General features: G+C 69.6%; 28 protein-coding genes. 16 read left to right on the forward strand and 12 right to left on the reverse strand.

Annotated features, from left to right (window positions below; all coding sequences use genetic code 11):
* Position 1: 1 nt before the first annotated feature.
* The 6 genes from sufD to MRBLMX7_RS18160 are packed head-to-tail and all read left to right on the forward strand — an operon-like array spanning position 2 to position 5,158.
* Positions 2 to 1,201, forward strand: coding sequence for a Fe-S cluster assembly protein SufD (gene sufD / locus MRBLMX7_RS18135; RefSeq protein ID WP_363370622.1), 1,200 nt, complete (start codon positions 2 to 4; stop codon positions 1,199 to 1,201).
* Entirely contained in the window at positions 1,198 to 1,524 is a 327-nt protein-coding gene (locus MRBLMX7_RS18140) for a non-heme iron oxygenase ferredoxin subunit (RefSeq protein WP_050720742.1), read from the forward strand. The genes sufD and MRBLMX7_RS18140 overlap by 4 nt, the downstream gene beginning before the upstream one ends.
* Complete coding sequence (gene sufC, locus MRBLMX7_RS18145) at positions 1,525 to 2,295, forward strand: Fe-S cluster assembly ATPase SufC (RefSeq protein WP_050720743.1); 771 nt, start codon at positions 1,525 to 1,527, stop codon at positions 2,293 to 2,295.
* A gap of 9 nt (positions 2,296 to 2,304) precedes the next feature.
* Positions 2,305 to 2,634 (forward strand): metal-sulfur cluster assembly factor, encoded by a 330-nt coding sequence (locus MRBLMX7_RS18150; RefSeq protein ID WP_363370624.1) that lies wholly within the window; start codon positions 2,305 to 2,307, stop codon positions 2,632 to 2,634.
* 2 nt (positions 2,635 to 2,636) lie between these two features.
* Positions 2,637 to 3,791, forward strand: a complete 1,155-nt coding sequence (locus MRBLMX7_RS18155; RefSeq protein ID WP_363370625.1) for a MalY/PatB family protein — start codon at positions 2,637 to 2,639, stop codon at positions 3,789 to 3,791.
* The gene (locus MRBLMX7_RS18160) at positions 3,788 to 5,158 is read left to right on the forward strand and encodes an MFS transporter (RefSeq protein ID WP_363370627.1); all 1,371 of its coding nucleotides are present in this window, start codon (positions 3,788 to 3,790) and stop codon (positions 5,156 to 5,158) included. Before MRBLMX7_RS18155 ends, MRBLMX7_RS18160 begins: the two co-directional genes overlap by 4 nt.
* Before the next feature lie 53 nt (positions 5,159 to 5,211).
* Here MRBLMX7_RS18160 and MRBLMX7_RS18165 read toward each other — a convergent pair whose 3' ends face one another.
* Positions 5,212 to 5,784 (reverse strand): TetR family transcriptional regulator, encoded by a 573-nt coding sequence (locus MRBLMX7_RS18165; protein WP_363370629.1) that lies wholly within the window; start codon positions 5,782 to 5,784, stop codon positions 5,212 to 5,214.
* Positions 5,785 to 5,838: 54 nt separating this feature from the next.
* Between MRBLMX7_RS18165 and MRBLMX7_RS18170 the strand changes: the two genes are divergently transcribed.
* Genes MRBLMX7_RS18170 through MRBLMX7_RS18180 form a run of 3 tightly spaced genes read left to right on the forward strand, consistent with a single transcriptional unit; the run spans position 5,839 to position 7,692 of the window.
* Entirely contained in the window at positions 5,839 to 6,423 is a 585-nt protein-coding gene (locus MRBLMX7_RS18170; protein ID WP_363370631.1) for a biotin transporter BioY, read from the forward strand.
* Positions 6,413 to 7,105, forward strand: a complete 693-nt coding sequence (locus MRBLMX7_RS18175; RefSeq protein WP_363370632.1) for an energy-coupling factor ABC transporter ATP-binding protein — start codon at positions 6,413 to 6,415, stop codon at positions 7,103 to 7,105. Before MRBLMX7_RS18170 ends, MRBLMX7_RS18175 begins: the two co-directional genes overlap by 11 nt.
* Complete coding sequence (locus tag MRBLMX7_RS18180) at positions 7,102 to 7,692, forward strand: energy-coupling factor transporter transmembrane component T family protein (protein WP_363370634.1); 591 nt, start codon at positions 7,102 to 7,104, stop codon at positions 7,690 to 7,692. Before MRBLMX7_RS18175 ends, MRBLMX7_RS18180 begins: the two co-directional genes overlap by 4 nt.
* Here MRBLMX7_RS18180 and MRBLMX7_RS18185 read toward each other — a convergent pair.
* The 4 genes from MRBLMX7_RS18185 to MRBLMX7_RS18200 form a co-directional block, all read right to left on the reverse strand.
* Positions 7,639 to 8,955, reverse strand: coding sequence for an acyltransferase family protein (locus MRBLMX7_RS18185; RefSeq protein ID WP_363370636.1), 1,317 nt, complete (start codon positions 8,953 to 8,955; stop codon positions 7,639 to 7,641). The genes MRBLMX7_RS18180 and MRBLMX7_RS18185 overlap by 54 nt on opposite strands.
* A 97-nt stretch (positions 8,956 to 9,052) precedes the next feature.
* Positions 9,053 to 9,724, reverse strand: coding sequence for a response regulator transcription factor (locus MRBLMX7_RS18190; RefSeq protein ID WP_363370637.1), 672 nt, complete (start codon positions 9,722 to 9,724; stop codon positions 9,053 to 9,055).
* Positions 9,721 to 10,983, reverse strand: coding sequence for a sensor histidine kinase (locus MRBLMX7_RS18195; RefSeq protein WP_363370639.1), 1,263 nt, complete (start codon positions 10,981 to 10,983; stop codon positions 9,721 to 9,723). The genes MRBLMX7_RS18190 and MRBLMX7_RS18195 overlap by 4 nt, the downstream gene beginning before the upstream one ends.
* Positions 10,984 to 10,988: 5 nt before the next feature.
* Positions 10,989 to 11,609 carry a DedA family protein gene (locus MRBLMX7_RS18200; protein WP_363370641.1) on the reverse strand — a complete coding sequence of 207 codons (621 nt, stop codon included), beginning with the start codon at positions 11,607 to 11,609 and terminating at the stop codon, positions 10,989 to 10,991.
* A gap of 69 nt (positions 11,610 to 11,678) precedes the next feature.
* Between MRBLMX7_RS18200 and MRBLMX7_RS18205 the strand changes: the two genes are divergently transcribed.
* The 3 genes from MRBLMX7_RS18205 (at position 11,679) to MRBLMX7_RS18215 (ending at position 14,318) form a co-directional block, all read left to right on the forward strand.
* Entirely contained in the window at positions 11,679 to 12,020 is a 342-nt protein-coding gene (locus MRBLMX7_RS18205; RefSeq protein WP_363370643.1) for a CHY zinc finger protein, read from the forward strand.
* 75 nt (positions 12,021 to 12,095) lie between these two features.
* Positions 12,096 to 13,694 (forward strand): ABC-F family ATP-binding cassette domain-containing protein, encoded by a 1,599-nt coding sequence (locus tag MRBLMX7_RS18210; protein ID WP_050720754.1) that lies wholly within the window; start codon positions 12,096 to 12,098, stop codon positions 13,692 to 13,694.
* Between the two features lie 42 nt (positions 13,695 to 13,736).
* Positions 13,737 to 14,318, forward strand: coding sequence for a pyridoxamine 5'-phosphate oxidase family protein (locus tag MRBLMX7_RS18215; RefSeq protein ID WP_363370646.1), 582 nt, complete (start codon positions 13,737 to 13,739; stop codon positions 14,316 to 14,318).
* 25 nt (positions 14,319 to 14,343) lie between these two features.
* Here MRBLMX7_RS18215 and MRBLMX7_RS18220 read toward each other — a convergent pair whose 3' ends face one another.
* The 4 genes from MRBLMX7_RS18220 to MRBLMX7_RS18235 all read right to left on the reverse strand — a co-directional run bounded on the left by MRBLMX7_RS18220 (position 14,344) and on the right by MRBLMX7_RS18235 (position 16,450).
* The gene (locus MRBLMX7_RS18220; RefSeq protein ID WP_363370648.1) at positions 14,344 to 15,156 is read right to left on the reverse strand and encodes an SURF1 family protein; all 813 of its coding nucleotides are present in this window, start codon (positions 15,154 to 15,156) and stop codon (positions 14,344 to 14,346) included.
* Positions 15,153 to 15,368 carry a hypothetical protein gene (locus tag MRBLMX7_RS18225; RefSeq protein ID WP_363370650.1) on the reverse strand — a complete coding sequence of 72 codons (216 nt, stop codon included), beginning with the start codon at positions 15,366 to 15,368 and terminating at the stop codon, positions 15,153 to 15,155. The genes MRBLMX7_RS18220 and MRBLMX7_RS18225 overlap by 4 nt, the downstream gene beginning before the upstream one ends.
* Positions 15,365 to 15,727, reverse strand: coding sequence for a DUF3099 domain-containing protein (locus MRBLMX7_RS18230; RefSeq protein ID WP_363370652.1), 363 nt, complete (start codon positions 15,725 to 15,727; stop codon positions 15,365 to 15,367). Before MRBLMX7_RS18230 ends, MRBLMX7_RS18225 begins: the two co-directional genes overlap by 4 nt.
* An 87-nt stretch (positions 15,728 to 15,814) precedes the next feature.
* Positions 15,815 to 16,450, reverse strand: a complete 636-nt coding sequence (locus MRBLMX7_RS18235; RefSeq protein ID WP_363370654.1) for a DUF4190 domain-containing protein — start codon at positions 16,448 to 16,450, stop codon at positions 15,815 to 15,817.
* Between the two features lie 138 nt (positions 16,451 to 16,588).
* Between MRBLMX7_RS18235 and MRBLMX7_RS18240 the strand changes: the two genes are divergently transcribed.
* The gene (locus MRBLMX7_RS18240) at positions 16,589 to 17,299 is read left to right on the forward strand and encodes a beta-ketoacyl-ACP reductase (RefSeq protein ID WP_363370656.1); all 711 of its coding nucleotides are present in this window, start codon (positions 16,589 to 16,591) and stop codon (positions 17,297 to 17,299) included.
* A 55-nt stretch (positions 17,300 to 17,354) separates the two neighbouring features.
* Here the strand turns inward: MRBLMX7_RS18240 and MRBLMX7_RS18245 are convergent, their stop codons facing one another.
* From MRBLMX7_RS18245 to MRBLMX7_RS18255, 3 genes are all read right to left on the reverse strand, one after another.
* On the reverse strand, positions 17,355 to 18,053 hold the full coding sequence (locus MRBLMX7_RS18245) for an alpha/beta fold hydrolase (RefSeq protein ID WP_363370658.1): 699 nt from the start codon (positions 18,051 to 18,053) through the stop codon (positions 17,355 to 17,357).
* 32 nt (positions 18,054 to 18,085) lie between these two features.
* Positions 18,086 to 18,721, reverse strand: a complete 636-nt coding sequence (gene serB / locus MRBLMX7_RS18250; RefSeq protein ID WP_363370660.1) for a phosphoserine phosphatase SerB — start codon at positions 18,719 to 18,721, stop codon at positions 18,086 to 18,088.
* A 64-nt stretch (positions 18,722 to 18,785) separates the two neighbouring features.
* Positions 18,786 to 20,027, reverse strand: a complete 1,242-nt coding sequence (locus tag MRBLMX7_RS18255; RefSeq protein WP_363370662.1) for a glucose-1-phosphate adenylyltransferase — start codon at positions 20,025 to 20,027, stop codon at positions 18,786 to 18,788.
* Between the two features lie 69 nt (positions 20,028 to 20,096).
* Between MRBLMX7_RS18255 and glgA the strand changes: the two genes are divergently transcribed.
* The 3 genes from glgA to MRBLMX7_RS18270 all read left to right on the forward strand — a co-directional run bounded on the left by glgA (position 20,097) and on the right by MRBLMX7_RS18270 (position 22,453).
* Positions 20,097 to 21,281, forward strand: coding sequence for a glycogen synthase (gene glgA, locus MRBLMX7_RS18260; RefSeq protein ID WP_363370664.1), 1,185 nt, complete (start codon positions 20,097 to 20,099; stop codon positions 21,279 to 21,281).
* 18 nt (positions 21,282 to 21,299) lie between these two features.
* Positions 21,300 to 22,085: an ABC transporter ATP-binding protein gene (locus MRBLMX7_RS18265; protein ID WP_050720764.1), complete on the forward strand. Its 786-nt coding sequence runs from the start codon at positions 21,300 to 21,302 to the stop codon at positions 22,083 to 22,085.
* Between the two features lie 110 nt (positions 22,086 to 22,195).
* Positions 22,196 to 22,453: a type B 50S ribosomal protein L31 gene (locus MRBLMX7_RS18270; protein WP_363370666.1), complete on the forward strand. Its 258-nt coding sequence runs from the start codon at positions 22,196 to 22,198 to the stop codon at positions 22,451 to 22,453.
* Positions 22,454 to 22,623: the final 170 nt, after the last annotated feature.

Raw genomic sequence — 22,623 nt, forward strand, 5'->3', positions numbered from 1 at the left:
GATGACGACCCCCACGACGACGCCCACCGCGTCGCGCTCCTCCAGCGCGCACGTGGACCCCGCCGCCCAGGTCGCCGACGCCGGCTTCGTGCCGGTGCAGACGCGCTCGGAGCGCCCGCACTCGTTCGAGCCGGCCGACTTCGGCGCCCCCACCGGGCGCGAGGTCAACTGGAAGCACACGCCGGTCGCGAAGCTCTCGGGCCTCCTGACCGACGAGCCCGGAGACGCGGATGCCGTGACCTACGGCCTCGACGCCGTCGAGGCGCTCCTGCAGCCCGGCGAGGGAGACGCGTACGGCGAGTTCTTCCGCCCCGAGGATCTTCCGAGCGCGCTCGCATGGAAGCACGGTCCCCGCGGCCTGCACATCCAGGTGCCCGCTGAGGCGGAGCTCGACGAGCCCGTCCTCGTGCCGATCACGGGCGCCGGGGCCGACAAGCGCGCGTTCGGGCAGATCCTCATCGAGGCGCAGCCCCACTCGCGCGCGACGGTCGTGCTGGACCACTCCGGCTCGGCGCAGTACGCGCAGAACGTCGAGATCGTCGTCCGCGACGGCGCGACGCTCACCGTCATCAGCCTCCAGCGCTGGGACGATGACGCCGTGCATGCGGCCGCGCACCAGGCCACGGTCGGCGCCGACGCCACGCTCAAGCACTTCGTGATCAGCTTCGGCGGCGGTGTCGTGCGCGTGAACCCGAGCCTCGAGCTCACCGGCGCAGGCTCCGAGGGCTACATGTACGGCCTCTCGTATGCGGATGCCGGGCAGCACCTCGAGAGCCAGGTCTATCTGCACCACAAGGGCGCGCACACCAAGGGCGACGTTCTCTACAAGGGCGCGCTGCAGGGCGAGAGCGCACACTCGGTGTGGATCGGCGACGTGCTGATCGGCCCGGACGCGACCGGCACCGACTCCTACGAGGCGAACCGCAACCTCGTGCTCACCGAGGGCGCGCGCGCCGACTCGATCCCGAACCTCGAGATCGAGACCGGCGACATCGTCGGCGCCGGCCACGCGAGCGCGACCGGTCGCTTCGACGACGAGCAGCTCTTCTACCTCCAGGCTCGCGGCATCACCGAGGAGGAGGCGCGCCGCCTGGTCGTGCTCGGCTTCCTCAGCGACATCGTGCAGCGTCTCGGCATCCCCGCCCTCGAGGAGGAGCTCCTCGCCGCGATCGAAGCCGAGCTGGCAGAGGTCGACGCGTGAGCGCCGAGCGCGTGTGCGGCGTCGACGAGCTCGAGCTCGACACGCCGATCCGCGTCGAGCCGAACGGCGTGCCGATCACCGTGATCAAGGACTCCGAGGGCGTCATCCACGCCATCGGCGACACCTGCACGCACGGCGACATCTCCCTCTCCGAGGGGTTCGTCGAGGGTGACACGGTCGAGTGCTGGGCCCACGGCTCGGCGTTCTCCCTGCTCACCGGCAAGCCCCAGAACCTCCCCGCTTATGAGCCCGTTCCGGTCTACGTCGTCGAGATCGACGGCGACGACGTGCTCATCGACCCGACTGTGACGAAGGAAGTCTGAATGTCTGTTCTCGAAATCCGCGACCTGCACGTGACGGTCGAGACCGAGGCCGGGACCACCCCGATCCTCAACGGAATCACCCTCACCATGAAGACCGGTGAGACCCACGCGATCATGGGCCCCAACGGCTCGGGCAAGTCCACGCTCGCCTACACGATCGCCGGACACCCGAAGTACACCGTGACCTCCGGCTCGATCACGTTCGACGGCGAGGACGTCCTCGAGATGAGCGTCGACGAGCGCGCCCGCGCGGGTCTGTTCCTCGCGATGCAGTACCCGGTGGAGATCCCCGGCGTGACGGTCACCAACTTCCTGCGCACCGCCAAGACCGCGCTCGACGGCGAGGCCCCCTCGATCCGTCAGTGGACCAAGGACGTCAAGGCGTCGATGGCGAACCTGCGCATGGACCCGAAGTTCGCGCAGCGCAACGTCAACGAGGGATTCTCGGGCGGCGAGAAGAAGCGCCACGAGATCCTCCAGCTGGAGGTCCTGCAGCCGAAGTTCGCCGTGCTCGACGAGACCGACTCCGGTCTCGACGTCGACGCGCTCAAGATCGTATCCGAGGGCGTCAACCGCGCCAAGGAGGCCACGGGCCTCGGCGTGCTGCTGATCACGCACTACACGCGCATCCTCCGCTACATCCGTCCCGACTTCGTGCACGTGGTCGTCGCGGGCAAGATCGTCGAGGAGGGCGGCCCCGAGCTCGCCGACCGGCTCGAGGACGAGGGATACGACCGTTTCCTCGACCCTGCAGCCCCCGTCGAGGCGTAGGCTGATCGCATGACAGCCACCCTCACCGACGCGAAGTACGACGAGGTCACCGAGGCACTCAAGGACGTCATGGATCCCGAGCTCGGGATCAACGTCGTCGACCTCGGCCTCATCTACGATCTCGCGTGGGATGACGAGAACGATGCTCTCGTCATCCACATGACGCTCACCAGCGCCGGCTGCCCGCTCACGGACGTGCTCGAGGACCAGACCGCCCAGGCGCTGGACAAGGTCGTCGACCGGTTCCGCATCAACTGGGTATGGATGCCGCCGTGGGCCCCGGAGCGGATCACGGACGACGGGCGCGACATGATGCGCGCGCTCGGCTTCGCGATCTGAGGATGCTCGAGGTCACCGCGCTCCCGCTGGACGAACTGCGGGAGCGCACGAGCGAGAAGTGGCGCGAGTACCCGGACGACGTCCTGCCTCTGTTCGTCGCCGAGACTGACTTCCCGCTCGCGCCGGAGATCACGAAGTCGTTGCAGCGCGCGCTGGACGCGGGCGACACGGGGTACGTGGCGTCGCGGACCCCGGTGGCGTCGTCGTACGCCACTTTCGCCCAGCGACGATTCGGGTGGGACGTCGACCCGACGCGGGTGCGCACCACGGCCGACGTGAGCATGGGGATCGTCGAGATCCTCCGTCGCGTCACGCAGCCGGGGGAGCGCGTCGTCGTTATGCCGCCGATCTATCCGCCGTTCTACGACCTCGTGGCGGAGGCGGGCGCGGAGGTCGTGCGCGTGCCGCTTCGCGACAGCGGTACCGCGTGGGAGATGGACCTCGACGGCATCCGCGCAGCGCTCGACGACGGCGCCACCGCGATCCTGCTCTGCAATCCGCACAATCCCACGGGCACGGTGCACCGGCGCGACGCCCTCACGGCTCTCGGCGAACTCGCGGAGGAGTTCGGGGCGGCGGTCGTCTCCGATGAGATCCATGCGCCGCTCGCGCAGCCGGGGACCGGCTTCACGCCGTTCCTCGATGCGGGAGACGCGGCGCGCCGCGTCGGCTATGCGGTGGTGAGCGCCAGCAAGGCGTTCAACCTCGCCGGCCTCAAGTGCGCGCTCATGGTCACTGCGGTCGACGAGACCAGTGCGGTGGTGCGCGGTCTCCCGGTCGAGGTGGAGTGGCGCACCGGGCAGTTCGGCCTTCTCGCCGCGGTCGCGGCGTTCTCCGAGGAGAGCGATCCGTGGCTCGACGGGCTGCTGCGCACGCTCGACGCCAACCGGCTCCTCGTCGAGGACCTCCTGGCCTCGCGCCTCCCGCAGGCGAAGTACCGCATCCCGGATGCGGGCTACCTCGCGTGGATCGATCTCTCGGGTCTCGGCTGGGGCGACGCTCCCGCCCGCCGCATCCTCAAGGACGCACGGGTCGCGCTCAGCGCCGGGTCGACGTTCGGAGTCGAGGGGGCCGGTCATGTGCGCCTGAACTTCGGGACGAGCCCGGAGATCATCACCGAGGCCGTCGAGCGCATCGCCGCGCTCGTCGGTCGATGAGCGGATCCTCCGTTCCCGCCTCCATCTGGGACCGGGAACGACTCTGGGTCACGGCCGGTTCCGTCGCGCTGATCTTCCTCGCCGCGATCGAGGCGCTCGCGGTCACCACGGTCATGCCGATCGTGAGCGAGGCGCTCGACGGTCGTGAGCTGTATGCGGTGGCGTTCGCCGGCACCCTGGCGACGAGCGTGATCGGCATGGTGGCGGCGGGCGCATGGTCGGATGCCCGTGGCCCCCGAGCTGCTCTCTACGTCGCCGTGTCGCTGTTCATCGTCGGCCTTCTGCTGTCGGGGTTCGCGATCACGATGCACCAGTTCCTGGTCGGTCGGCTCGTGCAGGGTCTCGGCGCCGGCGGACAGACGGTCGCCCTGTACGTCGTGGTCGCCCGTCTCTACCCTCCGGACCTGCATGGACGCGTGTTCGCGGCTTTCGCCGCCGCGTGGATCGTCCCGTCGATGATCGGCCCGTTCCTGGCGGGCGCAGTCGCGGAGTACCTCGACTGGCGCTGGGCCTTCCTCGGTGTCGCGGTGCTCACGGCCGTCGCGTTCGCGATCATCGCGGTGCGCCTGCGTGCTCTCGACCTGGGACACGGCGAACCGCAGGACCGTCGGTCCCTCGTCGTCCGCCTCGCGCTGGCCGTCGTGGTGGCCGTCTTCGCCGTGGCCGTCGGGTTCAGCGCCGACATGCCGATCGCGATCGGCTGGCCGGTGGCGATCGGGGCCATCGCGGTGATCGCGGTCGCCGTGCTGCCGTTGCTCCCGCGTCGCACTCTCCGGGCGGGCCGCGGCCTGCCGAGTGTCGTCCTGATGCGTGGCATCGCCGCGGGCACGTTCTTCGCCGCTGAGGCGTACATCCCGTACCTGCTGATCGAACGGTACGGGTTCAGCGCGACCTGGGCGGGCGTCGCGCTCATGCTCGCGGCATTCGCGTGGGCGGGCGCCTCGCAGATGCAGGGCCGCTACGGCGATCGTCTCGGCAACACGCGAATCGCGTTCATCAGCCTGTCGTGCCTGCTCGTCGCGATGCTCGCGGTGCTGATCGCCGCACTGGGTACAGTGTCGCCGGTGCTCGTGATCGTCGGCTGGGCGTTCGCGGGAGCGGGCATGGGGTTGCTGTATCCGCGACTCACCGTGCTCACGCTCGCGTATTCGAACGCGGGGAACCAGGGGTTCAACTCTTCGGCGCTCTCGATCTCGGACTCCACGGGAGCCGCGGTCGTGATCGCCCTCGCGGGACTCGCCGTCGCGACGCTCGGCGGAGGGGCGGATGCCTTCGCCGTCGTGTTCGCGTTCTGCGTCGCCCTCGTCCTCGTGGGGCTTGTCCCGGGACTGCGGCTCGGCCACGCCGCAGAACCCGCGCGCGACTGAGCCCCACGCGACTGATGTCGCTCGCGGTCGGCCGCCGACCAGCGCGGGACGGATCAGCGCGGCTGCGCGGGGGAGCGCTGGATGCCGGAGAGCGCGGTCACACCCAGGTCGAACACGCGGTCGAGTCCGGCTGTGACGTCGTGCGGACTGTCGTCGGGCAGTGCTCCGTGGCTGTCGGCATGCATGCGCTGCTGCACGAGCGTCGCGTGGCCGAGGACGAACTGCAGGAGCGCGGCGGACCGATCGTCGGGGTCGTCGGCGCCGGATTCGCGGAGGGCGGCGGCGAGTGCGGTCTGCGCTCGCGAGGAGCCGAGGCGCAGGGCGTAGGTGCTGAGCACGAGCTCGGCGCCGTCTCGGTGGGCGAACAACGCGTCGCGGATCGTTCGCGCGGTCGTGAGCACGTCGGTCCCGGAAACGTCGATGGTCGCGGTGATGCGGTCGCTGAGGTCGGCCAGAAGCTCCTGTTTGCTCGCGAAATGCCAATAGAGCGCGCTGGGCTGCACATCGAGGCGCGCGGCGATCCGGCGCATCGAGAGGTCTGGCAGACCGACCTCGTCGAGGAGGGCGAGCGCGATCCGCGCCACGCTGTCACGGTCGTGCCTGGTCGAGTTGTGCTCGGGGCTCATACTCTGAGTATAGTGAACACCGTTCAGGTGAACACTGTTCAGGAAGAAGGAACCATGACCTCGCATCGCAGCGACCTCGGGCGCGACCTCGCCCGCATCGCGGTCTTCGCCGCACTGATCGTCGTCCTCGGCACGGTGACCGTCCCGCTGCCGGGCGGAGTGCCCCTCACGGCGCAGACGCTCGGAGTCATGCTCGCCGGGACGGTGCTCGGACCTCGAAAGGCGCCCCTGGCCGTGCTGCTCGTGCTCGTGCTGGCTGCTGTCGGGCTCCCCGTGCTCGCGGGCGGACGCGGTGGACTCGGCGTCTTCGCGGGCCCCACGGCCGGCTACCTCCTCGGATGGATCGCGGGCGCGATCATCATCGGTCTCATCGCGCGCGGAGGCCGCATCACGTGGTGGCGCACCGCACTCGGTGCCGTGGTCGGCGGCATCCTCGTCGTCTACCTCTTCGGCATCCCCGTGCAGGCACTCGTCCTCGGCGTCGATCTCGCGCCGACGGCACTCTCCAGCCTCGTGTTCCTTCCCGGCGACCTGCTCAAGGCCGCGGCCGCCACAGTGCTCACCCTCGCACTCCTGCGCGCGTACCCGCCGGCGTTCGGTCGACGGCCCGCACTCGGTGCGCCCGCCCGTGCGGTCTGACACGCGCACCCGGCACATCGCGCTCGAGGGGGTGAGCGTCGAGCGCGACGGGCGCACGGTCCTGAGCGAGGTGAGCATCGGCCTCGACGCAGCGCGCATCGCGGTCGTCGGCGCCAACGGATCGGGCAAGTCGACCTTCGCGCGGTTGCTCAACGGCCTCGTCGCCCCGACCGCCGGTCGAGTCTCGGTGCACGGCCTCGACGTGCAGAAGGAGATCCGGGAGGTGCGCCGTCGCGTCGGCTTCGTGTTCACGGATCCGCAGGCACAGATCCTCATGCCGACGCCGGCGGAGGACCTCGCGCTGTCGATCCGGGGCGTCTCGCGCGCCGAGACCGAACGCCGCGTGCAGGAGACGCTGGCCGCCCACGGGCTGCAGGACCACGCCGACGTCCCGGCATCCGCTCTCTCGGGCGGTCAGAAGCAGATGCTCGCCCTCGCATCCGTGCTCGTGACCCGGCCGGCGCTCGTCGTGGCCGATGAGCCGACCACGCTGCTCGACCTGCGCAACGCACGACGGATCGGCGATCTGCTGCTGGCGCAGGATGCTCAGGTCGTGATCGTCACTCACGATCTCGAGCTCGCGGCGCGCTGCGATGAAGCCGTGCTCTTCGCTGACGGGCGCGTGATCGCGGTCGATGAGCCCGACGCGGTGATCGCCCACTACCGGAGGTCCTGCGTGTGATCCAGCTCTACCGGCCCGGTGCGAGTGTGCTGCATCGTCTTCCGGCGGGCGTCAAGCTCGCCGCCCTCGCGGTCATCGCGATCGTGCTGTCGACCTTCGCTCACGACGCCGTGAGCATCGCGGGCGCTCTCTGCGGGGTCGGGCTGCTGTTCCTCGTCGCCGGACTCCCGCTCCGGGTCCTCGGCACGGAGGTGTGGCGTCTGCGCTGGCTGGTCCTGGTGCTGGGACTCGCGCTGTGGATCTTCGTGTCCCCGCAGATCGCCTGGATCAACACCGGGCGCGTCGTCGCGTTGATCCTGCTCGCGAGTCTGCTCACGATCACGACGCGGATGAGCGAGCTGCTGGCGGTGCTGCGGACGATGCTGCAGCCGCTGCGACGGTGGAACGACACCGAGGCCGCCGCCATGACCGTGTCGCTCGCGATCGCGATGATCCCCGTGGTGTCGGGGTTCGCCGGCGACATCGCCGACGCGCAGCGTGCGCGAGGCACCCGTCTCGGCGTGCGCGCCGTCGTGCCGCTCATGGTGCGCACGCTACGACACGCGGACGACGTCGGAGACGCCCTCGCCGCGCGCGGGCTCGTGTGAGCGGCGCGCAAGGCGCAGTGCCACGACCAGTCCGACCACCGCCAGCGCGGCGGTGACCACCGTGGTGCCCACCAGCAGCAGAAGCGCGATCGAGGCGATGCCGAGGGCGGTCGCGAGGGCGAGCCGTCGGCCGGAGCTCGTGCCCTCGGGTGCAGGCCGGGTCTCGAATCGCGTCAGGGACACGGCGACCACGGCGCTCAGCACGACGGCTGTCAGGAGCCACAGTGGGCGACCCGCCCACCACGCGGCGCTGCTCGGCGCCGGAAGGACCGCGCCGGCGGCGATCGACAGCAGCGCCATGCCCCCGGCCATCGTGAGCAGAACCGGCATGTGCCAGAGGTAGATCGTCATGGTGCGTCGATTGACGAAGTCGGAGAACGCCGCGGGCAACGGCCGACGGCTGAACCGCGCGATGCGGTCGCGGAGCAGCGACACGAGTGCCAGGTGCACGACGCCGACGAGCAGCAGCGCACCCGTGGGAGGGTTGATGTTCGCGACGAGGTCGGGGGAGTAGACGCCCGTCGCGACGCAGCCGATCAGAACCAGGAGCGCCAGACCCGCGCCGAGTCCGCGCGTGCGGCGGCTCAGGCGGTCGATCGTGCCGTCCGCGAGGAAGAAACCGAGCTGCTGGAGCGTCAGCCACACGAACGCGAGGTTGAGGAAGCCCAGTGCGTCGACTCCGGTATGGGCGCGCATGATGTCGACGAGGGCCGCAGCCCCCGCGAGCATGCTCAGCGCGACGACCGGGGAACGCCGGTGCGCGGCGGCGAGCACAGGCAGCAGCGCCTGGCACAGCAGGAACACCCCGAGGAACCAGAGCGGCTGCGCGAAGCGGAACCCGGCGATCGCCACGAGATGACCGGGCACTCCGGCGAGGAGCAGCGCCGCCAGCAGCGCGCCGACGACGACGATCACGAGCACGGCGGGCCGCAGCAGACGGTGGATGCGGGTGGCCACGAAGGCCGCATCCGTCTGCCCGCGCTCCCGACCCCGGCGGTGGGCGATGATGCCCGCGAACCCTCCGATGATGAAGAACAGGGGCATGACCTGCAGAATCCAGCTCACCGGGAGGATCCACCACGTCCCGTCGCTCGCGTTCTCGAAGACCGGTCCTGCATCCGTCACCGTGACCCCGACCATGATCGCGTGCAGCAGCACCACGCCCAGCACGCAGAGCGCGCGGAGGAGGTCGATCGCGGTGTCGCGGGTGCTCGGCGCCGATGCGCGGGATGCGGATGCCGGTGGTGCCTCGACGACGGTCATGTGTCCTCCTCGGTCAGGGTGTCCGAGGAGCGTATGGAGCGGGTGGCGGCCGAGGGATCACCCTGCGGGGCTGTTCGACCCCCTACCGCGGGGTGAGTCAGGAAGCAGGTTCGACGAGCCCGGTGTCGTAGGCGAGGATCACAGCGTGCACGCGATCGCGGAGGCCGAGCTTGGACAGCACCTTGCCGACGTGCGTCTTGACCGTCTGCTCGGCGATGAACAGCTCCGCGGCGATCTCGCTGTTCGAGCGGCCCCGCCCGATCTGCACGAGAACCTCCCGTTCACGCTCCGTCAGATCGGCCAGCACGGTCTGCGACCGCGGAGCCGCGGGTCGACGTCCCGCGAACTGCTCGATCATCCGTCGCGTGACGCTCGGCGCCAGCAGCGCGTCACCGCCCGCGACGACGCGCACCGCGTGCACGAGCTCCTCCGGCAGGGCATCCTTCAGCAGGAACCCGCTGGCACCCGCCTCGAGCGCGTCGTACACGTAGTCGTCGATGTCGAACGTGGTCAGCATGAGGATCCGGGGGACGTGGGCGGCCGGGTACCCGGGGCCGAGGATGCGTCTCGTGGCCTCGATGCCGTCGAGTTCCGGCATCCGCACGTCCATGAGGATCACGTCGGGGTCGAGGCGTGCCGCGAGGGTCACGGCCTCCGCGCCGGTCGCCGCCTGCCCTGTCACCCGGATGCCGTCGTGGGCGTCGAGGAGCGCGGCGAAGCCGGCGCGGACCATGGCCTGGTCGTCGGCGATCAGCACGGATATCGTCACGGGTTCTCCTCGGTGTCCGCTGTCGTATCGGCGGTCGCGTCGACGGCAGGCACGGTGATCGGAAGCGTCGCGGAGACCTCCCAGCCTCCGTCGGGGGTCGGAGACGCGGTGAAGGTCCCGCCGAGCAGCTCGACGCGCTCGCGCATGCCCCGCAACCCGTGACCGCCGGTGCGGGGTTCGTCGGCGGTGGCGGGACGGGCATTCCGCACCCGCAGACCGACACGGGCGGCATCCGCCTGGACCCTCACCGTGACGGCGGCGCCGTGCGCGTGCCGTACCGCGTTGCTCAGAGCCTCCTGCGCGATCCGGTAGGTCGCGATCTGCACGGCGGACGGCGCATCGGCGACCGGCCCGGTGATTTCCAGACCGACGGTGACACCCGCGCGCCGGATCGTGTCGACGAGCGCGGGGATGTCGTCGATGCGCTGCTGAGGTGAGAGATCGGCCGTCTGGTCCTCGGTGCGCAGCACCCCGAGCATCCGTCGCATCTCGGTGAGGGACGACCGCGCGGTCGCGGCGATGCTGTCGAACTCCTCCGCGGCGGTCGGGTCGATCTCGGGAAGCCGGTACCGGGCGGTCGACGCCTGCACCTGGATCACCGACATGCTGTGCGCGATCACATCGTGCAGCTCGCGGGCGATCCGGGTGCGCTCCTCCACGAGCGCCCGCCGGGACTCCTCGAGCGCCGAGTGCTCTCGTTCCTTGGTGAGCTCTTCGGAGACCCGGAGGCGGCCGGCGGTCAGCGCGGCGATCAGATAGGTCGCGAGAGCGACGGATGCCGTGACGATGAGGTTCGCCGTGACGTTCGCGGCGACGCCGGCGGGCGCGAGCACGTCCTGACGGAGCAACGGCAGCGCGAGCGACGCCAGGCTGCCGATCACGAGCGGGAACGCACCCAGGCGCGCACCGTGGCGGAACGTCACGACCGCGACGAGGAGCACGAAGGACAGCAGTGCCGGGACCGACCACGGCCACGGCGACGCGGCCGCATCTGCGATCGAGACGAACAGCGGCGATGCGACGGCCGCCACGGCGAAAACTGCGATCGCGGTTCGCGGCCGGTTGACTGCCAGCAGCGGAGCCCCGCACACGGCGGCGCCGAGAATGAAGGACAGCGGCAGCGGAGCGTCGAAGAGCACGGTCTGCAGAGGGACGAACAACGAGTAGAGCACGACCACCGCGGTGCCCAGGAGCACCAGGGCGACAGTGCGCCCCTCGATCCGGGACGCCCGTTCGGTGCGCTGCCGTGATCGTGCCATGACACTCATCCTGCCAGGTGCGGTACGGGGTCGCGGCGGCGCCGTGCTGCCGTGATGCGGTCGATCACGAGACCGAGGAGCAGCGCGACCGCGATCCCGATGCCCGCGCTGAGCAGCGGCTGATCCGTGATCCAGGCGCCGGCGAGGAGGCCGATAGCGAGGCTCAGCGCGCTCCAGCTCGTACCGGCGACGAGACTCAGCGGCACGAAGCGACGCCAGGCGAAACCGAGAGCGCCCGCCGACATGTTCACCGCCACCCGCCCGACCGGGATGTACCGTGCGCCGAGGATCAGCGCGGCGCTGCGCCGCTCGAGAGCGTGGTGCGCATGGGCGAATGCGGCGGAGACCCGCGGCCGCCGCATCCACGCCCAGCGCGTGGTGCCGACGCGACGGCCGATCGCGAAGGCGATGTTGTCGCCGATCGCCGCCCCGATCGCCGCGAGGAGACCCAGCGGGAGCAGCATCCACAGCGCACCTGTCGACGCCGCGACGGCAGCCGCCGCGACGAGCACCGTCTCGCTGGGTACGGGCGGGAAGAATCCGTCGATCACCGTCACGACGAACAGCACGAGGTACAGCCACGGCGACGCGACGGTCTGCAGAATGAGCTCGTTGATAACATCCACCCGAGAAGGCTAGGAAGTGGGAGGGTCGTGAAGCATCACCCCGGAGTATCGACCGCATCACTCCGCAGAGTGACTTCGCAGAGGTCCGCGCTGGTCGGCGAGACACTCGTGCTCGGTCTCCTGGTCGACGACGAGACGCGCTGCGAGCACTATCACGGCCCGCTCGACGTGATCGCCCTGCGCTTCGCGTGCTGCCGGGAGTGGTACCCGTGCCACGAGTGCCATGCGACTACCGCGGATCACCCCGCAGCGCAGTGGCCTGTGGAGGACCGTCACGAAGAAGCCGTGCTCTGCGGGGTCTGCGGGTCCCGCCTGCGGATCGACGCCTACCTCGACGCGGACGCCTGCCCGCAGTGCGCGGCGGGCTTCAACCCCGGATGCCGTCTGCACCACCGGCTGTACTTCGACTGAGCACCCAGCTGGGCGATCTATACTGGGAGGCTGGTCGCTCGACCTGCTTCCCCCTCTGACGAACGGACATCCGCTGTGCTCGCCGTGCACGAACTCGAGATCCGCGTGGGCGCACGCCTCCTCATGGAGAACGTGTCGTTCCGCGTCAACGACGGCGACAAGATCGGACTCGTCGGACGCAACGGAGCGGGCAAGACCACTCTGACCAAGGTGCTCGCCGGCGATGTGCTGCCCTCCGGCGGCAGCGTCACGCGGTCGGGCGAACTGGGCTACCTCCCGCAGGACCCGCGCTCCGGCGATCCGGAAATGCTCGCCCGCACCCGCATCCTCGACGCCCGCGGACTCGGCAGCCTGGCGCTCGGAATGGCAGAGGCGACCGTCGCGATGGGGTCGGACGATCCGGCCGTCGCCGATAAGGCGATGAAGCGCTACGCGCGCCTCACCGAGCAGTTCGAGGGCCAGGGCGGATACGCCGCCGAGGCCGAGGCCGCGTCGATCGCGAACAATCTGTCGCTTCCCGACCGCATCCTCGACCAGCCGCTCAAGACGCTCTCGGGAGGCCAGCGCCGCCGCATCGAGCTCGCCCGCATCCTGTTCTCGGATGCCGACACGATGATCCTCGATGAGCCGACGAACCACCTCGACGCCGACAGCGTCGTGTGGTTGCGTGAGTTCCTGAAGAACTACAAGGGCGGGCTGATCGTGATCAGCCACGACGTCGAGCTCGTCGGCGAGACCGTGAACCGGGTGTTCTACCTCGATGCGAACCGTCAGGTCATCGACGCGTACAACATGAACTGGAAGAACTACCTGCGTCAGCGCGCCGCCGACGAGGAGCGCCGCAAGAAGGAGCGCGCGAACGCCGAGAAGAAGGCGACCACCCTGCAGCAGCAGGCCGCGCGCTTCGGAGCCAAGGCCTCGAAGGCCGCCGCCGCGCACCAGATGATCGCCCGTGCGGAGAAGCTCCTCGCCGGACTCGACGATGTGCGCCAGGAGGATCGCGTCGCGAAGCTGCGGTTCCCGAAGCCCGCCGCCTGCGGCAAGACGCCGCTCATGGCATCCGGACTGTCGAAGTCCTACGGATCGCTCGAGATCTTCACGGACGTCGACCTCGCGATCGACCGCGGCTCCAAGGTCGTCGTGCTCGGACTCAACGGCGCCGGCAAGACCACTCTGCTGCGGATGCTCGCCGGAGTCGACAAGCCCGACACCGGCCAGCTCGAGCCGGGACACGGCCTCAAGGTCGGCTACTACGCGCAGGAGCACGAGAATCTCGACGTGAACCGGTCGGTGCTCGAGAACATGGTGTCGGCCGCCCCGCACATCACCGAGACCGAGGCGCGCAAGGTGCTCGGATCGTTCCTGTTCACGGGAGACGACGTCCTCAAGCCGGCCGGCGTGCTGTCCGGTGGCGAGAAGACACGACTGTCGCTCGCGACGCTCGTGGTGTCCTCCGCGAACCTGCTGCTCCTGGACGAGCCGACCAACAACCTCGACCCCGCTTCGCGCGAGGAGATCCTCGGTGCACTCGCGCACTACGAGGGTGCCGTGGTGCTGGTGTCGCACGACCCGGGTGCCGTGCAGTCCCTCAACCCCGAGCGGGTGCTCATCCTGCCCGACGGCGTCGAGGACATCTGGAACCAGGAGTACCAGGAGCTGATCGAGCTCGCCTGATCGGCTCCGTCGTCGCGTGCATGCGTGTCCTAGGCTCGAGCCGTGACGCACGACGACTCGACGCTCGACGCCAGGCTCAACGACGGGTTGCGCGGCAGGCACGCCCTCACCGGTGACGCGCCCGAGTGGGATCTCGAAGCGCTGCCGGAGGACCCGGCCGTCCTCTTCGCCGAGTGGATGGAGGCGGCGGATGCCGCGGCGGTCCCCGAGCCGCACACAGCCACGCTCGCGACGGTGGATGCCGAGGGCGTGCCGGACGCGCGGACCCTGATCCTCAAGCGGGTCGACGAGCGCGGATGGGCGATCGCGAGCACCCGTTCGTCGCGGAAAGGTGCGCAGCTCGCCGCCGCCCCGGCCGCGGCGCTGAACTTCTGGTGGCAACCGCAGGTGCGCGCCGTACGGGTACGCGGTCGAGTCGAAGAAGCGACAGCACATGAGAGCGCTGCCGATCTCGCCGCACGGTCACGGGCCGCCCAGGCGCGCGTCGCCGACGGGGACTGGGTGCTCTGGCGCATCGTTCCCGATCGCATCGAGTTCTGGCAGGGATCGCGAGACCGCCGCCACACCCGTGTCGTCTATGTGCCGGCCGAGACCGGTTGGTCGCACACCGTCACCGTCGACTGAGCGGGGAGCCCCGACAGTCAACCGATCAGCGCGCGTCGAGCAGCTCGTCCTCGATGTCGGCGTCCGCATCGCGTCGTCGCGGCTTCTTCTCGGGTGCCGGGCGGCCTTCGACCTCTTCGCGGTGCTTCACGACCTCGGTGCGGATGATGTAGCCGATGAAGATGAAGCCCATGATCGCGAACAGGATCCACTGGATCGCATACGACAGATGCGGACCCGGGTCGTCGGTGGGGGAGTCGAAGCCGCCGAGTGCGGCGTCCGCTGCCGGGTCCTCGCTCACGATCTGTCCATAGGCGCCGGTGACGATGTCCTCGCCCACCAGGTCTGCGATGGACGGCAGATGGATCGTGGGAACCTGACCCTCGGGGGCACCGCGACCGGAGGCCGGGAGCTGTTCACCGGGCCGCAGACGCACGACGACCTCGACCTCGCCAGAGGGCGGCGCGGGCACGGCATCCGGAGAGTCGCCGTCGCCCGGCGGGACCCACCCGCGGTCGACGATGAACACGCGCCCATCGACGTCGCGGAAGGGTACGAGCACCTCGAACGCGCTGGTGCCGCCGTGCGGACGATTGCGAACGAGGAGCTGCTCATCGGCGAGGTACTCGCCCTGGAGCAGGACGGGATGCCACACGTCGCCGGCGTCGAGCCGCCCATCGGCGCCGATGAGATCGGCGAGCGGCACGGGCTCGGCGTCGTAGTTCCTCTCGACCAGGGCGATCTGCTCGGCGCGTGACTCGTTGCGCTCGAACTGCCAGTGCGACAGGAAGGCGCACGCGACGGCGAAACCGACGGCGATGAGCACGTAGACGCTCCACCGCCGCAGGCGCGCGCTCATGAGCGAGCTCCGTCCGTCGCCGCCGCGGGGAGGTCGCGGACCGTCACCGGGAAGTCGCGTGCGGCGAGGTAGTCGCGGAGGAACGACACGTGCTCGGGGCACGCGAGCCAGATCTTCTCCCGATCAGCGGCGTGGATGCGCGGGTTGCGCCACACCACCTGGGAGATGGCCGCGTCCCGGCATCCGGCACGCGAGCATTCGAGGCTTGTCACGCGCGATCCTGACCGCTCTCATGGATCGTGATGATCCACGGGTCCGCGGTCTCCGACGTCCGGACGTCCTCGGCCTCCGGACGCCGAGGAGCCTCGATCTCCTGCACGGGCGATTCTGCCGTCGTCTCGGTGCTGTCGCTGCCCGCATTCGCGAAGACCACGGCGATGTACGGCAGCACGGCGGCGGCGGCCGCGAAGACCCAGGTGTACCAGCCGTACGGCTGCACGAACATCATCAGGCCGAAGCAGACGATGCGGATCGTCATCGTCAGGGCGTAGCGGCGCACACGGTGGTCACTCTCGGCCTGCGGCGACTGCGGCAGGGAGGTGACAGCGGGTGTCAGGCGCTTGCTCTTCACGATGAGTCCAGCCTACGCCGCAATGCGGCGTGTGGCATGCCGATCCGGCGTGCTGACGCGGCCGCTCGCCGGGCCGTGTCCGAGGTCTCAGGTGGCGAACACGAAGGGGAGCGTGAAGGCCCCGACGAGCAGGAAGCTGATGAGGGTCATGACGATCCCGATGACGAGGAGTCCGACCATGACGTACCCCATGATGAGGCCGGCGAAGGCCATGCCGCGTCCACCGATCGCGGGGTTCGCCTTGGTCTGTCGAAGGGCCATATGTCCGGTGATCACGGCGACGATGGGGATCAGCAACGGCAGGATCAACCAGAAGAAGAGGCCACCGAGGACGACGCCCGCGATGCCGCAGATGAGCGAGGTGATCGCGAGGCCGCTGTTCGGACGCTGCGCGGGATAGATCGTCGCGGGGTATGCCGGGATCTGGTAGGCGCCGGGCTGGGCGTACGAACCTGCCGGGTACACCGGCTGCGCCGAGGCGCTGCCGTATGCCGGTGCGGGTGTGGGCGCCGCGCCCGGATACGCCTGGGTCGGAGACCCTGTCGGGTACGTCGGACTCTCCGGATACGGCGGATTCTGCGGGTACGACGCCGTCTGCGGGTACGACGGTGCCGGTGGGTACGCGGGAGTGGCTTGGTACGGCGGAGCCAGCGGTGCGGCCGGAGGCGGAGGCGGCGTCGGCTGCTGCCCGTCGGGACCGGTAGGGATGCTGTTGTCGCTCACGCTCAAGCCTTTCGTCGCGTTCAGCGTTCCAGTCAGACCGGCATGCTGTCAAACATGAGTCGGGTGACGTCCCCTGGCCGACGACTAGGATCGATGGCGACCCGGCCGTCGACCCGTGCGGCCAGATCTGGAGTGGAAATGAGTTCTGAGCGCGTCGTCCTCGTCACCGGCGGCAACCGCGGCATCGGCCGGGCCATCGCCGAGCGCTTCGTGCGCGACGGCTACCGCGTGGCCGTCACCGCCCGCAGCGGCGAGGGACCCGACGGGACCCTGACCGTTCGCGCCGACGTGACCGACTCCGCGTCGCTCGACGCAGCCTTCACCGAGGTCGAGCAGCAGCTCGGGCCGGTCGAGATCCTCGTCGCGAATGCGGGAATCACGAAGGACACGCTCCTCCTGCGCATGAGCGAGGACGACTTCGACAGCGTGGTCGCGACGAACCTCGGCGGAAGCTTCCGCGTCGTCAAGCGCGCATCGAAGGGCATGCTCCGCGCACGCTTCGGCCGCATCATCCTCATCTCGAGCGTCGTCGGACTGTACGGCTCGGCCGGTCAGGCGAACTACGCCGCTTCCAAGAGCGCCCTGGTCGGCTTCGCGCGATCGATCACGCGAGAACTCGGCGGTCGAGGCATCACCGCCAACGTCGTCGCCCCCGGATTCATCGAGACCGACATGACCGCCGAACTCCCCGAGGAGACCCAGGCGCAGTACAAGGCGAACATCCCCGCCGGTCGCTTCGCGACGGCCGACGAGGTCGCGGGAGTCGTGACATGGCTCGCGGGCGACGACGCGGGCTACATCTCCGGGGCCGTGATCCCGGTCGACGGCGGCCTCGGCATGGGGCACTGACCGCGCACGTTTCTCGTTGCCGGGATGACGTAGCCCCGGGTGACTGTTCCGCCGCTCAGGAGCGTCGAGAGACCGCGGAGTCGATGAGCTCCGCCAGACGATCCGGGACCGAGAACTGCGGCCAGTGCCCGGAGCCGATCCGCACGACCTCCGTGTCGGCGATGGCACGGAATTCGTCTCCGTAGGACCCCCACTGGTCGAGCTCCGACAGCAGCGTCTCGTGGTCAAGGCCGCCCATCAGCAGAGTCACTGGAACACGATGGCGGCCGCCGTCGAGGACCACCGGATCGGTCGGCACCCTCGCCGGGACGCTGCGAGTGAGCGGGACGGTGCGAGCCCTGGTCGCCTCGTCGAGGTCGTCGACGTCCTCCGCGGGGAAGAAATCCCACCCCGGGAACGGGATCACGCCATCCACCACCTCGAACTCGCTGATCGCGGCGCCCGAGGGCGGCGGCACGGTATCGACGAACACCACGCGGGCGACCGCGTCCGGGCGGGCGTCGGCGACGCCCCATGCCACGTTGCCGCCGCCGCTGTGTCCGACCACGGCGACCTGCCCGCCGATCGCATCCACCGCGGCGACACCCGCGGCCACCCAATCGGCGATGCCGATCTCGGCGGAGTCCGCGGCCGAGGCTCCGACCCCCGGCATGGTGAGCGCGTGCACGGTGTGTCCCGTACGCTCGAGGTCGGGGGTCACGTCGTTCCAGCTGTCAGCGTCGAGCCACAGCCCGGGGATGAGGATGATGTCCATGGCCCGACGATAGACGGGGCCACCGACATCCGCTACGGCAGCAGCGGGATGACCTCGGACAGGTCCTGCGGCCCGACCACGAGACTGGCAGCGGCGCGCACAGCGGGCTTGGCGTTGAACGCGAGGCCGAGTCCTGCGACGCCCATCATGAGGAGGTCGTTCGCGCCGTCGCCGATCGCGATCGTCGCGCGACGGGGGACGCCGAGCTCGTCGGCCCACTCCTGCAGTGAGGCCGCCTTGGCCGCGGCATCCACGATGTCGCCGTCTACCCGACCCGAGAGAGCACCGTCGGCGACGTCCAGGCGGTTGGCGCGCCAGCGATCGACGCCGAGTTTTGGGGCGATGTGATCGAGGATCTCGTGGAAGCCGCCGGAGACGACGCCCACGACCCCGCCACGGGCATGGATGGCGGCGGTCAGCTCGTGCACGCCCGGTGTCGGCTCGACACGGGCGCGCACGCGCTCCAACCCCGCGAGGGGGACGCCGGCGAGAGTGGCGACCCGGGAGCGCAGGCTCGTCGCGAAGTCGACCTCACCCCGCATCGCCGCCTCGGTCGCGGCCTGCACCTCGGCGCGGCGCCCGGCCTCGTCGGCTATCAGCTCGATCACCTCGTTGCGGATCAGGGTGGAGTCTGCATCGAGGACGACGAGGAAGCGCGCGGAGGTCACCCGTCGAGCCTAGCGACCGGGACCGCCGCGCTCGGACGTCATGACGCGCGCCGGGCCGGCCCGGTCACCGTTCGATGAACACGCCCTTGCCGACGACCGTGATGCCGGACTCGGTCACGGTGAACCCGCGCGCGAGGTCGCGTTCGCGATCCACGCCCACGGTCGCCCCGTCGGCGAGCACGACGTTCTTGTCGAGGATCGCGCGATGGACACGGGAGCCCGCCCCGACCTGCACATGGTCGAACAGCACGGAATCCGTGATCGTGGACCCGCCCCCCGCGAGAGTCCAGGGGCCCACGACGCTGCGCTCCAGATGGGTGCCGGAGAGCACGGAGCCCAGCGAGACGATCGAGTCGATCGCGTTGCCGATGCGGCCGACCGAATCGCGCACGAACTTCGCGGGCGGCGAGTTGACCGCCTGCGAGTGGATCGGCCACTCCATGTTGTAGAGGTTGAAGATCGGCAGGGTCGAGATGAGGTCGCGGTGCGCGTCGAAGAACGAGTCGATCGTCCCCACATCCCGCCAGTACGAGCGGTCGCGCGGGGAGGAGCCGGGCACCTCGTTCTGCTTCATGTCGTAGTACCCGGCCTCGCCACGGTCGACGAAGTACGGGACGATGTCGCCGCCCATGTCATGACCCGAGGTCGGTGACTCCCCATCGGCTTCGACCGCCGCGATCAGCGCATCGGCGTCGAAGATGTAGTTGCCCATCGAGGCGAGCACCTCATGCGGGGAGTCCGAGAGGCCCTCGGCATCCGTAGGCTTCTCGAGGAACTGCCGGATGCGCCCGGACTCGGTGTCGGCGTCGATCACGCCGAACTGTGAGGCCAGCGCGAGAGGCTGGCGGATGCCGGCGATCGTGGCCTTCGCCCCGGATTCGATGTGAGCCTCCAGCATCTGGCGGAAGTCCATCCGGTACACGTGGTCGGCGCCGATCACGACGACGATGTCGGGCTTCTCGTCGTTCAGCAGGTTCATGCTCTGCAGGATCGCGTCGGCCGATCCGGAGAACCACCGCTTGCCGAGGCGCTGCTGAGCGGGGACGGACGCGACGTAGGAGTCGAGCAGCGCGGACATCCGCCAGGTCTGCGAGATGTGCCGGTCGAGGCTGTGGGACTTGTACTGGGTGAGCACCACGATCTGACGTAGGCCGGAGTTTATGAGGTTCGAGATCGCGAAGTCGATCAACCGGTACTGCCCGCCGAACGGTACGGCGGGTTTGGCCCGGTCAGCGGTCAGAGGCATGAGCCGCTTGCCCTCGCCGCCGGCGAGGATGATACCGAAGACCTTCTTTGGTGCTGACATGACCCCACCTTAGATGCCGCGGCCCTCGCGGAACTAGCATCTGGACAAGCGAGTCACTAGCGTCTAAGAATGCGCGTCGAGATGATCACGAAGGAATACCCGCCGGAGATCTACGGAGGGGCCGGCGTGCACGTCGCCGAGCTCGTGTCGGCGCTTCGCGAGACGGTCGATGTGACGGTCCGGGCGTTCGGCGCGGAGCGCGACGAATCGGGTACGTTCGCGTACCGCACGCCCGCGGGTCTCGCCTCCGCGAACCCTGCCCTGCAGACCCTCGGCACCGACCTCGAGATCGTCGCGGCGATCTCCGATGCCGACCTCGTGCACAGCCACACCTGGTACGCGAACTTCGCCGGGCACCTCGCCTCGCAGCTGCACGGCATCCCGCACGTGCTCACCGCTCACAGCCTCGAGCCCCTTCGTCCGTGGAAGGCGGAGCAGCTCGGCGGAGGCTACGCGGTCTCGGGCGGCATCGAGAAGCTCGCCTACGAGAACGCCGCAGCCGTCATCGCGGTCAGCGCCGGCATGCGCGCGGACATCCTGCGCAGCTACCCGGCCGTCGATCCGACCAGGGTGCGGGTGATCCACAACGGGATCGATGTCGAGAAGTGGCGGCCCGTGCACGACGAGGCGTTCCTGCGGTCCATCGGCATGGATCCGGCGCGGCCGTCGGTGGTGTTCGTCGGACGGATCACCAGGCAGAAGGGGCTGCCGTACCTGCTGCGGGCCGCGCGGCTGCTCCCGCCCGAGGTGCAGCTGATCCTCTGCGCGGGCGCGCCCGACACCCCCGAGATCATGGCGGAGGTGCAGGAGGGCGTCCGCCTGCTGCAGCAGACCCGCGACGGGGTGGTGTGGATCGAGCGGATGCTGCCGCGCGATGAGCTGTCCGCGATCCTCACCGCTGGGACGACGTTCGTGTGCCCTTCTGTGTACGAGCCGCTCGGGATCGTGAACCTCGAGGCGATGGCGTGCGGCGCAGCCGTCGTCGGCACGGCGACCGGAGGCATCCCCGAGGTCGTCGTCGACGGCGTCACGGGCCGACTGGTGCCTATCGAGCAGGTGCAGGACGGAACGGGCACACCGGTCGACCCCGACCGCTTCGTCTCGGACCTCGCGGCGGTGCTCACGGAGGTCGCGACGGATCCGGCCCGGGCGCGGGAGTACGGCGATGCCGGACGGGAACGCGCGCGCGACGACTTCAGCTGGGCGGCGATCGCCGACACCACGCGCGCGCTGTACGCGGAGCTGACCGCCTGAGCCGATAGGCTGGAGCGCATGTCGAGCGCTCTGGAATTCACCGACGTCGTCGTGCGCCGCGAGGGGCGCAACATCATCGATCACGTGACCTGGCGGGTCGACGACGATCAGCGCTGGGTCATCCTCGGGCCGAACGGCGCGGGAAAGACGACGCTGCTGCAGCTCGCCGACACGCTGATGCACCCGACCGCCGGCACCGTCACGGTGCTGGGGGAGACCCTGGGCCGTACCGACGTGTTCGAGGTGCGTCCGCGCATCGGCTTCGCATCGTCGGCCATGGCCAAGCGCATCCCGCGCGACGAGACGGTGCTGAACACCGTGCTCACGGCCGCGTACTCGGTGCTCGGCCGGTGGAACGAGAGCTACGAGGACATCGACGAGCGACGCGCGCTGCGGGTGCTCGGCGACTGGCGGCTCGAGCATCTCGCCGACCGCACGTTCGGCACGCTCAGCGACGGCGAGCAGAAGCGCGTGCAGATCGCCCGCGCGGTCATGACCGACCCTGAGCTGCTGCTGCTCGACGAGCCGACCGCCTCGCTCGACCTGGGCTCGCGCGAGGAGCTCCTGGCGCTGCTCAGCGGCTACGCCTCGGCGCCTACCACGCCGGCGATGCTCATGGTCACGCACCACGTCGAGGAGATCCCGGTCGGGTTCACCCACGTCCTGCTGATCCGCGACGGCGGCATCGTGGCAGCGGGTCCGATCGCCGAGACTCTCACCGCCGAGGCGCTGGGGGAGACCTTCGGAATGCCGATCTCGCTCACGAGCGAGGGCGGCCGCTACGCCGCTCGCGCCGCGTCTTGACGTCTCGCGCGGACCGCAAGGATCGATCTGATAGAATGGATCCTTGGTGCATTCGCACCGCAGACTTCCCTCGTCCCTGGCACAATCCAGGGCAGTAGCTAAGGAATCCCATGAAGACTGACATCCACCCCGAGTACAAGGCCGTCGTGTTCCGCGACCTGGGTTCGGGCGAGACCTTCCTCACCCGTTCGACCGTCACCAGCGACAAGACCATCGAGCTGGACGGTATCGAGTACCCGGTGATCGACGTCGAGATCTCCTCGGCCTCGCACCCGTTCTACACGGGCAAGCAGCGCATCATGGACTCGGCCGGTCGTGTCGAGAAGTTCAACCAGCGCTTCAAGGGCTTCGGCGGCTCCTCCAAGTAAGGACTCCGCACAGCGAAAGGCCCCGGTTCCTTGGAACCGGGGCCTTCGTCGTGTCTCCCGCCCTTTCCCCGCCCGTCCCCAGCCCGTCCCCAGCCCGTCTATTTCTGCCGAACGGCGCGAATAGACGAACGGTTTGCGCCATATGACGCAAATAGACGGGCCTGGGGGTG

The organism is Microbacterium sp. LMX7-1.2 (genome assembly GCF_040675935.1).
GTDB lineage: Bacteria > Actinomycetota > Actinomycetes > Actinomycetales > Microbacteriaceae > Microbacterium.